Here is an 8,936-nt window from a genome sequence, read left to right on the forward strand (position 1 = left end):
AACGGCACGCTCCGTGGTGTGAGAGGGAGGAGAAAGTCCTCCCTACTCGATTGGGTATAATATTGGTGATATTGATTATTATATATGTGAACAAGTAAGGAGGATATAGATGAGAGAGTTTTTGTTGGAACAGGGTGTTCCTAGCAGTTTGTTGGATGAGGTTGAGGACTTTAGGAACTATTATAAGTTGGATGATGCCTATTTGGATAGGGTTCCTCAGCCTAGATATTTATATTATGGGGGGCAGGTATGGTCAAAGTTGATAGCTGGTATATTGGCTGGCTATAATGTCCTATTGTCAGGGCCTAAGGCTACGGGCAAGAATGTTCTAGCAGATAATTTGGCTAGGCTATTTTCTAGGCCTATGTGGAATATGTCTATGAATATTAATTCAGATGCTGCCAGTCTTTTGGGGGTTGATACCTTTGTCAATAATGAGGTGGTTCTGAGGAAGGGGCCTGTATATATGGCTGCTCAAGCTGGTGGTTTTGCTGTCTTTGATGAGATTAATATGGCTAAAAATGAGTCTTTGGCTGTGATTTATTCTGCCTTAGACCACAGGCGTATTATTGATGTTCCGGGTTATGACAAGATTAGACTCCATGAGGCGACTAGGTTTATTGGGACTATGAACTATGGTTATATTGGAACCAAGGAGTTAAATGAGGCCTTGGTATCTAGGTTCTTGGTGGTGGATATGCCTACTATTAGTGAGGACAATCTCAAGATGATCTTGGCTGATGAGTTCAAGCTGAGAGAGGATTACAGGGATTTGTTTGTCAAACTATTTATGGACCTTCAGTTGAAGTCCTTGAATGCTGAGATTTCTTCCAAGCCTATAGACCTGAGGGGGTTGTTTGCTGCTATTGAGACTATGAGGAAGGGACTGGATGTCAAGTCTGCACTTGATATGGGTCTGGTGAACAAGACCTTTGATGTCTATGAGAGGGAGATAGTGGCTGATGTGGTGGCATCCCTATTTCCTAGGAGTCTGGACAGCAAGGATATCTTCTTGGGATAGTTTTCGCTAGAGGGTGATATTGGAGTCGGCCTATTGTCGATATAGATATTGTTGCTAAGGATGTGTTTGAGGAAGGTTAGATATGAATGATGATAGATTAAGAAGGGAAAATACGGTCTGGACTGTGTCTGAGGACTATTCTTTCAAGCCTATCTTGGAGCTCTTTGATTCTTATGGTGATGAGGAGATGGACTACTACAAGATGTTGGTTCTGGGCTATGTCTACAAGGTTATGGATATGGAGGCTTTTTTGGAGTTTTTGTATGTACATTACAACAAGACCAAGCTAAAAGAGGAGTTTTTGAAGCTGTGTGAGATATATTTTGATGATTGTCTGGCTGGTGACTTGATTAGGTTGAGGCCGGGGGCTGGAGATTATAGGGAGGCTTTTTTGGACAAGATTCTGGCCAGGGGGCTAGGAACTTTCGACCAAGACCAATCCACTGGAAGTGGTGGTCAGGCTAGTAAGGAAATGGATGGTGTCCCAGCCAGAGCCTTTTATGATACTAGTCAGGCGCTTGCCTATGTATATTATGCTAGGATAGCTGGTATATTTGTAGACCCTGTCAGTCTGGGGATTTCTCCCCTTATTGTGGACCTGGTGGACTATATGCGGGCTAGAAATAGTGCTAGGACCAGTGAGGAGATTATTAAAAACCTCAATGGGGCTTTTTTGAAGTTCTTTTTCGTAAATACTAGGATGGACCTATCTCAGGCCCATAGCTTTGATGGTCCGGATTCTAGCAAAGATGGTTCTAGGGCTGGTGATCAGAGAAAGGATATTGAGACTCCAAAGCAGTCTAGGCTTAGGTTGGCTATGAGGAAGAAGTTTCTCAAGGAGGGTCAGGATATAGATTCTGATATGACTATTGAGTCGGCGGAGTTTACCAAGGGGATAGATATTGATGAATTGGTCTTGGATAGGAATGAGAGTCCGGTTAGTCCTAGTCTGGCTAGGTCCAACGATACTATAGCCAAGATGATTGCTGATAGGTTTGGCAAGTCTGTCTTGCCAGGTCATGTGGTTTCTAGTCTGGAGTCTGACCTGTGTAGGGGTATCCACAAGGGTATCAAGCTTCATTTTACTAGGGGTGATTTTAATATTAATAGGGACAATGCCTACTATGCCAAGTCTATCAAGGCCCAGGCTGAGTCTAACTTGGAGTATTATAGAGACAATGAGCTGGTCTTTAGGAGGTCGGCTAATGAGCTAAGGGAAATATTAAAGAAGAAGCTGGTCTTTGATGATGATGAGGAGATGGAGTATGCTAGTTCTGGCAGTTTAGTAGTGTCTAGGATTTGGAGGAATAAGGTCTTTAATGAGGATAAAATTTTTGCCAAGGTGGACAAGAGGGAGATGACCTCTATATCAGTGGATATTGTCTTGGATGCGTCTGCCTCTCAAATGGAGCGTGAGGGTCAGGTGGCTGCCCAGGCCTATATTATTGCTGAGGCCTTGACTTCTCTCAATATACCTACTAGGGTCTTGTCATTTAGCAACTTTTTTAATTTTTTGGTGGTCAATGAGTACAGGGACTATAGTGACCCTGCATCCAAGAATTCTAAGATATTTGACTACAAGGCGAGTGGTAGCAATAGGGATGGTCTGGCCCTGAGTCTGGTTGCCAAGATGATGGATGCCGGCGACTATGACAAGAAGGTTATGATAGTTCTGAGTGATGGCAAGCCTAATGACAAGATAAATCTGGGTACCAAGGGATTTTTTGAGGTTGATGGTCAAGACTATGTGGATGATTTGGCTATTAGGGATACTGCCCAGGAGGTCTTTAATATGAAGCTGAGGGGCAAGCATGTTCTGGGTATTTTTACTGGCCAAGAGGAAGATCTAGATGTAGAGAAGAAGATCTTTGGTAGGGATTTTGCCTATATCAAGAATTATGATAGGTTTTCTAAGCTGATAGGCTTTTACCTAGATGATATATTGGACTAGATAGGTGATGTGGTGTTTGATTAGACTTGTTGTCAGAGATTAGAAACTTGTTGGCTAAAAAGTAGTATCATAGAGGTTAGACTGGGTTTTACTTGGTCTGGCCTCTATTTTTGTTCAAAGTTTAAAGTTTATAACTGTAATCTATTTTGATACTATTGCTTATATGTCTGTATACATGCTATAATGGTGGATATTCATATGTTATTGGGAGGTGTTAGCATTGAAGGCAAGTGATAGAAGAAATGATGTGTTTGAATTGTTGAGGTCGTCTGAAAGGCCTATTTCTGCTGCTGATATGGCTGTCAAGTTCGGTGTGAGTAGGCAGGTTATAGTGGCTGATGTGGCTCTTTTGAGGGCTTCTAATATAGATATAGTGTCTACTAATAGGGGGTATATATTGGAGTCGAATATTCCGTCTAGGCCTAGTAGGTTATTCAAGGTGAGTCATGATATGTCTGGGACTCTTGAGGAGCTAAATATTATAGTGGATGCTGGTGGTAGTCTTTTGGATGTAATTGTCAACCATCCTGTATATGGTGACTTGAGGGCTGAGCTAAATATATCTAATAGGAGGCAGGTGTCTATGTTTATGGACAAGATGGATCTGGATGGTAATAGGCCTTTGAGCTTATTGACTAATGACAACCTGCATTTTCATACTGTTGAGGCTGATAGTGAGGAAGATCTTGATTATATAGAAGATATGTTGGCCAAGGCGGGTTTCTTGGTGGCTTCTGATGTCTAGATAGTGGTGGCTGCTATGGTTAGGAAAAAAATATACGATTTTCATACGCACATTTCTAGTTTGGAGGTTCTTGAGGCTTATTATGACCATGATATAGTGCCGGTGATTAATTGCCAAAGTAGTAATGAATATTTGAGGTTGATGGCTGATAGGGATGTATTTTTGAAGGCAAGGCCTTATTTTGATGGCAGGATTTATTATAGTCTAGGGATTCATCCCTTTGATGCTGATATTGTCGACCAGCAGTTCGGGTCTTCTTATGAGGACTTGATAGGTGGTGCTGACCTGATTGGTGAGATTGGTATGGATGCTTGCTGGTGTGATACGCCCTTTGATGACCAGGAGAGGGCCTTTGTCATGAGTCTAGACCTAGCCAAGAAGTACAATAAGTCTGTGATTCTCCATACCAAGATGATGGAGGCTAGGATTTATAATATATTGAAGGATTATAATCTGGATATGGTGATACATTGGTATAGCTGTGATAAGTATGTGAGGGAATTTATTGACTTGGGTTGTTACTTTACTGTGGGTCCGGCGATTTTTTTAGATGAGAATGTGAGGAATATGGTCAAGCTCTTACCTATGGATAGGATTTTGTTGGAGACTGATGGGGTGGATGCCCTTGAATGGCTCTTCAAGAAGGAGTTTGATATTAATAATTTGAGAAATATCTTGGAGGCTGTGATAGGGGAGTTGGCTGATATCAAGCAGGTGTCTTTTGATATCATGTCCGATTCCTTGACTGCCAATTCTGAGAGATTGTTGGGAAAGGATTTTTATGAATAATATTGCTTTGATTAAGAGTGTGACACCCTATTTTAATAGGTATAGGAATATTTTGTTTATTGACCTCTTGTGTGCTGGCTTGACGACTGCATCTGAGATGGTCTTGCCACTTATATTGAGGTATATGACGAATTTGGGTATAGCTGATGCTAGTTCTTTGACTGTCAATTTGATAACTAGGATGGCTGTCCTTTTTGTTCTTATTAAGTGTGTTGAGCTAGTGGCTGTCTATTATATGGCGTCTATTGGTCATATTATGGGGGCCAAGATTGAGACGGATATGAGGTCTGATGTCTATAGGCATTTGCAGACACTGTCTGATAATTTTTATAATGAGACCAAGGTAGGTCAGATTATGTCTAGGATGACTAATGACTTATTTGATATAACTGAGTTTGCCCACCATTGTCCTGAAGAATATTTTATAGGTTTTATCAAGATATGTATATCTTTTGTTATCCTATTTAATATAAATATGCCTTTGACTCTGGCTGTCTATGTCATGATACCTGTCATGTTTATTAGTTCTAGCAGGTTCAAGAACAGGATGAGAAGGGAACAGAAGAAGCAGAGGGTTCATGTTGGTGATCTGAATTCTAGTATTGAGGATAGTATCTTGGGTATCAAGGTGGTTAAGAGCTTTGCCAATGAGGATATAGAGTTGGAGAAGTTTGAACACGACAACCACAAGTTCCTATCTATCAAGAAGCTCTACTACAAGTCTATGGCTGGCTTTAATACGGTCAACAGGAGTATTGACGGCCTGATGTACTTTATCGTGATAGTCTTTGGTGGCTACCAGATGATGAAGGGCAGGTTGGTGCCTGGCGATATGCTGGCCTACATAATGTATGTATCTACCCTACTTATGACTGTCAAGAGGATTATAGAGTTTACTGAGCAGTTTCAAAAGGGTATGACTGGTATAGAGAGGTTCAATGAAATCATGTCTATTGAGGCGGAGATTGTCGACTCGCCTAATGCTGTTGACCTGACTGATGTTCAGGGGGATATAGAGTTTAGGGATGTGTCATTTAGATACAACAAGAAGCTTGACTATGTCTTGGATAATTTTAACCTAGATATACATGCGGGTAAAAATATAGCCCTAGTGGGTCCTTCTGGTGGGGGCAAGACTACTGTGTGTGCCCTGATACCTAGATTTTATGATGTGACTAGGGGAGGAATATATATAGATGGTAAGAATATCAAGGACTTTACCATGCATTCTTTGAGGAATAATATAGGTATAGTCCAGCAGGAGGTATACTTGTTCTCAGGAACTATTATGGAAAATATCAGGTACGGTAAGCCTAATGCCACAGAGCAAGAGGTGGTAGAAGCTGCTAGGCTGGCATCTGCCTATGACTTTATTATGGAGTTGGAGCACGGTTTTGATACCTATGTTGGTGAGAGGGGTGTCAAGCTGTCAGGTGGTCAGAAGCAGAGAATATCCATAGCTAGGGTATTTTTGAAGAATCCACCGATTTTAATTTTGGATGAGGCTACTTCTGCCCTTGACAACAACAGTGAGGCTGTTATTCAAGAATCACTGGAGGTCCTATCAAAGGGTAGGACTACTATTACTATTGCCCACAGGTTGACTACTATTCAAAATGCAGACCTAATAGTTGTCATGACTGCTGATGGTATAGTTGAAAAGGGCAACCATGAAGAATTAATGAAAAATAAAGCTTATTATTATAATTTATATACTAAGGCTGGTCAGTAGGCTTTTGATTTATATTTTTAGTTAGAAGGAGTTTATCATGAGTGAATTTATTATAGCTTTGCACTCTCTGGTCTTTTTGATGCATACTGGTGTGTCAAAATCAAGCGAAGAGTTGTCTACAAACCTGTGTACCAACCCTGTCAGGATTAGGAAGGTCATGGCCAAGTGTAAGAGGTATGGCCTGGTGACTACCAAGGCTGGTGTCAATGGTGGCTATATGGTGGTCGATGGCGGGGAAAATATAAATTTAAAGCAGATATATGATGCTGTATCTGTGCCGATTATAGAGTCTAAGTGGCATTCTGGTGATATGAACTCTGACTGTTCTATTTGTAGTGGCATGGCCCAGTATGTGGATGAAATGTTCTCTAGGATGAATGAGGAATGTGTCAAACTTCTGGAAACTATCAAACTTTGTGATGTCGAGGATAGGCTGGGACAAATAAAGGAGTTGAAGTTATAGGAGGCTGGTATTTGTATAAATATTAAGCTTATAGAATGGTGGTATTTGTATAAATATGGTATAATAGATTATATATGCTCTATGAAGGGAGGCAAGTTATGGCTTCAAAGAATGAAACAAAGTATACTTTTAAGGGTAACAATAAAAAAGTAGATAACAAATATGCGAATATATATGAAGATTTGAGTAAGAAGGATAGGGTATACGAAGAGAATAGCCTGAAAAAAATCCATAAAGACGATAAGGAAGATGATATAAATAAGCTGGGACAGCCTGTAGTTAGGGAGCTTAGTCCAGAAGAGGCTGAAAAAAATGCTAAGAAGAGGAAGCAGGCTATGCTAAATGAAAAGCAGATAGCCATCCAAAAATCAAGTCCAGTGGTCAACCATACCATGGCCCAGTCCTATGATAGGATAGAGAGTCTGGAGAGGTTGAAGAGGGAGAAGGAAGCTTCAAGGCTAGGACAGGCTCTTGATGACCCTAATTATATCAAGCAAAAGGCCAGAGAGAGGGCCAATATGGACAAGTCAGGTGTGGAAATCTATAAGGAGTATTCTGACTTTGATAGGCCAAGTAGGAGCAATTCAAAGGATCAAGGTCAGTCTCTTGGGTCAGAACTGGATCAGACAAAGGATTCTCAGTGGGGCTCGATAGGTGAAGCAGGAGATGATGAGTTTAAGACAAAGAAGATTGAAGATATAATAGAGGCCTTGAACAAGCAGGAAGATGATAGGCCAACAGAGCGTCTAGCTAGGGTCAAGCAGACTAGGAAGAGACCTAGACCTGCCAGCCTGGAAGATGAGGTCAGGGCCAAGGAAAATGAAATAGAAGAGCTGATAAAGAGGCGTAGGCAAGATGCCAAGGAAGAAACATCTAGGATGACTAGGGCCGAGAGGAAGCAGGCTAGGAAGAGGGCCAAGGAGAACAGGAAGGACACTACTACTAGCAATCCAAATAGTGCCTATAAGTCTAGGGTGGATGTATACAAGAACAACGCCAAGAAAAATGCTGAGAGGATCAACTTCAAGAGGGTTGGAATCTTGCTAATAGGTATTGTCTTGCTGGCAGTAATAGTGGCTACAGGTATAGACATGTTCAAGAATAGGGTATCCAAGCCATCCACAAACCAGACTCAGACTACTAGTCAAAAGGTCAAGCCAGCAGCAAGCGACAAGAAGCCTGCTACTGAAGACAAGAAGCCTAAGACTTTGAGCAAGGAAGAAAAAATCAAGAAGCTTGAGGCTATAAAGGGCAAGTTGAACAACCAAGAGGCAGAGAGGTTGGACTATATAATTAAAAATATAGATTCATATCCTGACAATATGATAGACCTAGTCGCTAGGAACCATGAAACTGTGGACTTTGTCTATAGCTACAAGGATAAGGATAAGTATAATAATAGGAAGCTATCTAGAGATATCAATTCAAGCTATTATGTAGATGGAGGTGTACCCCTATTCCTACAGTGGGATAGAAGATGGGGCTACAGGGCTTATGGCAAGGAAATGATAGGTTTGACAGGTTGTGGACCTACATCCCTAGCTATGGTAATTAGGCACTTTGATTCTGAATCTGGAGTCAACCCATATGATGTAGCCAAGTATAGTCAAGACAATGGCTATGTGTCATCTGACAACTTTACTAGTTGGAAGTTGTTTGAGACAGGTTTGGCCAAGTTTGGTCTAGAGTCTCAGGATGTAATACCAGTTGAGGCCAAGATGAAGAAGGCTATAGATGACGGCAAGCTCCTAATAGTCAGTGTCAAGCCGGGTATATTCACTGAGAGGGGACATATAATTGTAATCAAGGGTTACAACAAGAACGGTGACTTCCTGATTAATGACCCTAATAGTATCGTCAATACCAACAAGACTTGGACATTTGATGAATTGAAAAATGAGATAAGAAAGATTTGGGGAGTGAACTCAAAGGGGGATGCTAGCTCTTCATCAAGTTCAAGCTCTAGGTCTGATTCTGATAGGTCTACAGACAAGGCCACTGGTTCGTCAAAGACTAATAGTGAAAAAACTTCTGATAATAATGATGCCAGTATTATACAGGATATAGACTAGTTAGTAATTCTAGATGCTGACTAATAGTCTGTAATACATAAGAGCTAATAAGGAAAGAAACATAAATAAATTTAATATCAATCCAAGAAAGAGAGACACCTAATATAATGGTTCTATGTCAAATAACGTTGGTGATAATTTAAATCAATAAAATCTATTAAAT

At 40.8% G+C, this 8,936-nt stretch carries 7 protein-coding genes; all 7 read left to right on the forward strand.

Features of this window, described 5'->3' with window-relative positions; all coding sequences use genetic code 11:
* Positions 1 to 109: 109 nt before the first annotated feature.
* The 7 genes from HMPREF1639_RS05600 (at position 110) to HMPREF1639_RS05630 (ending at position 8,773) form a co-directional block, all read left to right on the forward strand.
* The gene (locus HMPREF1639_RS05600; protein WP_036764281.1) at positions 110 to 1,021 is read left to right on the forward strand and encodes an AAA family ATPase; all 912 of its coding nucleotides are present in this window, start codon (positions 110 to 112) and stop codon (positions 1,019 to 1,021) included.
* A gap of 82 nt (positions 1,022 to 1,103) precedes the next feature.
* Positions 1,104 to 2,972 carry a hypothetical protein gene (locus HMPREF1639_RS05605; RefSeq protein ID WP_036764283.1) on the forward strand — a complete coding sequence of 623 codons (1,869 nt, stop codon included), beginning with the start codon at positions 1,104 to 1,106 and terminating at the stop codon, positions 2,970 to 2,972.
* Positions 2,973 to 3,192: 220 nt separating this feature from the next.
* Positions 3,193 to 3,717 carry a transcription repressor NadR gene (locus HMPREF1639_RS05610; RefSeq protein ID WP_036764285.1) on the forward strand — a complete coding sequence of 175 codons (525 nt, stop codon included), beginning with the start codon at positions 3,193 to 3,195 and terminating at the stop codon, positions 3,715 to 3,717.
* A 15-nt stretch (positions 3,718 to 3,732) separates the two neighbouring features.
* Positions 3,733 to 4,506 carry a TatD family hydrolase gene (locus HMPREF1639_RS05615; protein WP_036764287.1) on the forward strand — a complete coding sequence of 258 codons (774 nt, stop codon included), beginning with the start codon at positions 3,733 to 3,735 and terminating at the stop codon, positions 4,504 to 4,506.
* Positions 4,499 to 6,238 (forward strand): ABC transporter ATP-binding protein, encoded by a 1,740-nt coding sequence (locus HMPREF1639_RS05620; protein WP_036764289.1) that lies wholly within the window; start codon positions 4,499 to 4,501, stop codon positions 6,236 to 6,238. The genes HMPREF1639_RS05615 and HMPREF1639_RS05620 overlap by 8 nt, the downstream gene beginning before the upstream one ends.
* 37 nt (positions 6,239 to 6,275) lie before the next feature.
* Positions 6,276 to 6,701, forward strand: a complete 426-nt coding sequence (locus HMPREF1639_RS05625; protein ID WP_036764290.1) for an RrF2 family transcriptional regulator — start codon at positions 6,276 to 6,278, stop codon at positions 6,699 to 6,701.
* 98 nt (positions 6,702 to 6,799) lie between these two features.
* Positions 6,800 to 8,773 (forward strand): C39 family peptidase, encoded by a 1,974-nt coding sequence (locus tag HMPREF1639_RS05630; protein ID WP_036764292.1) that lies wholly within the window; start codon positions 6,800 to 6,802, stop codon positions 8,771 to 8,773.
* Positions 8,774 to 8,936 lie beyond the last annotated feature (163 nt).

Source organism: Peptostreptococcus sp. MV1 (assembly GCF_000758885.1).
GTDB lineage: Bacteria > Bacillota > Clostridia > Peptostreptococcales > Peptostreptococcaceae > Peptostreptococcus.

Coding starts and splice junctions, on each gene's coding strand:
- HMPREF1639_RS05615 (WP_036764287.1), top strand. CDS start 3,733: ATGGTTAGGAAAAAAATATACGATTTTCATACGCACATTTCTAGTTTG.
- HMPREF1639_RS05620 (WP_036764289.1), top strand. CDS start 4,499: ATGAATAATATTGCTTTGATTAAGAGTGTGACACCCTATTTTAATAGG.
- HMPREF1639_RS05600 (WP_036764281.1), top strand. CDS start 110: ATGAGAGAGTTTTTGTTGGAACAGGGTGTTCCTAGCAGTTTGTTGGAT.
- HMPREF1639_RS05630 (WP_036764292.1), top strand. CDS start 6,800: ATGGCTTCAAAGAATGAAACAAAGTATACTTTTAAGGGTAACAATAAA.
- HMPREF1639_RS05625 (WP_036764290.1), top strand. CDS start 6,276: ATGAGTGAATTTATTATAGCTTTGCACTCTCTGGTCTTTTTGATGCAT.
- HMPREF1639_RS05605 (WP_036764283.1), top strand. CDS start 1,104: ATGAATGATGATAGATTAAGAAGGGAAAATACGGTCTGGACTGTGTCT.